The following is a 1,513-nucleotide window of genomic DNA, read 5'->3' as shown; positions in this document are numbered from 1 at the left end:
TAGGCTAAAAACCGCTATATTTAGTCAAATAGCTGGCGGGGCGATCGCCTCTGTATTTTTAACCGTATTTTTCACCATGTCACTTTCTCAGTGAGTTGGGGTGGCAGAAATGTTTAAGGGGATGGCACCTGAACTTGATGGGGAAAAGGGATGGTTCCGTTTTCTCCATAATGACTGATACAATTACTGATCAAGTTATGGAAAAATTCCTGAACCATCTTAACTATAAAATCATATTAAAAGATAGGATATTTTTCGCGATTGCGTCTGGGTTTGTCAAGCTTTCCCATTGCATTGAGAATTAGGAATTGATAAATTACAATTGTTCCATTTCCAATTCAGACTTGAGCCAGTCAGCATGTCCGTTCTCAGTCATATCGAGAAATTCCTCAAGATTTTGGCAGCTTCCCGACTGCATATACTGACGGAACACACGATTGAGGCGTAGATTTTGGGAGAACTCCTCTATGGCTGCGCTGCGGATATCTTCAGTAAGATCAAGTTCCCCAGCATCCAGCAGTGCCAAAATTTTATGATAGGCTAGTTCGGCACTTTCAAAAGCTGTCGCTGATTGCGTCATAGAATTCTCACGCTTGTAGTATTGGTAAAGGGGCTGAGGATGGATTGCTATCTTTCCAACTCGGCTTAACAGCTCAAGATTGAACATAACGTCCGCAGCAAAGGGAACTTTAGTCCAACCTCGACCCAAAAATTTCCGGCGGAAAACTGGGAAAAAAGGCACACGAGGTTTTAGGATGTCGTCCGCCGTAGCAAAGGTAACCGTGGTGCGATCGCGGAATGGACACTTGTACATAATTAGGTCAGTGTTGTACACGCCAGTGTTGTCGATTGCAGCACCATAGGTCATGGCCAGAGGAAGCATTTCTGCTAGACGGTTTGGTTCATAGGCATCATCAGCATCTAGGTTGGCAATCACCTCCCCAGTAGAAATTGCTACCGCTGTGTTGCGGGCGAGACCGTCTCCACTGCCACACCCTCCTGTAAATGCTTGTTTCAATCGCGGATCGTTAATACCTTGGCAAGATAGCAAGGATAAATAGTCTACTCCATCGTCGGAACCGATCGCCACCTCCCAGTTTGAATAGGTCTGTCCTATAAGGCTTTTGATAGCTTGCGCGATTGTATTTTCGGCTTGGTATGCTGGAATAATAATGCTGACTAGGGGTTTATTTTTCTCAGGCATAGTTTTCTGACTCTATCGAAATTAAATCACTGAAAAGATTCAGGTTCATAGCTAGTTTACTATTAATTATCACTATTAATTATCAGATCAATTATCTCTGGTGATAGAACTTTCATGCCATTGCCCCAGAACCAAGTTGGATAAGGTGGTCAAGAGTACAAAAATCAAAATACCTAGACTACTAATCATAAACAAAGCAGCAAACATCCGGGGAATTTCGAGATTGTAGCCAGCAATTAGCATTTGATAAGCAATTCCTGAATTAGCACCGCCTGTACCGGCAACAAACTCAGCTACTATTGCTCCAGA

Annotated in this window: 1 protein-coding gene and 1 pseudogene; both read right to left on the bottom strand. The window is 43.2% G+C overall.

What is annotated here, in order from left to right; translation table 11 throughout:
* Positions 1-316 precede the first annotated feature (316 nt).
* A complete protein-coding gene (locus F6J94_RS33760; protein ID WP_293048294.1) occupies positions 317-1,204 on the bottom strand; it encodes a glycosyltransferase family 2 protein in 888 nt (295 codons plus the stop codon).
* 87 nt (positions 1,205-1,291) lie between these two features.
* Positions 1,292-1,513, bottom strand: a pseudogene (locus F6J94_RS33755) (ABC transporter permease); the annotation flags it as partial.

Source organism: Moorena sp. SIO1F2 (assembly GCF_010672755.1).
GTDB lineage: Bacteria > Cyanobacteriota > Cyanobacteriia > Cyanobacteriales > Coleofasciculaceae > Moorena.
Note: the sequence above shows the minus strand (reverse complement) of the source record. Positions and strands in the feature narration are given on the sequence as shown.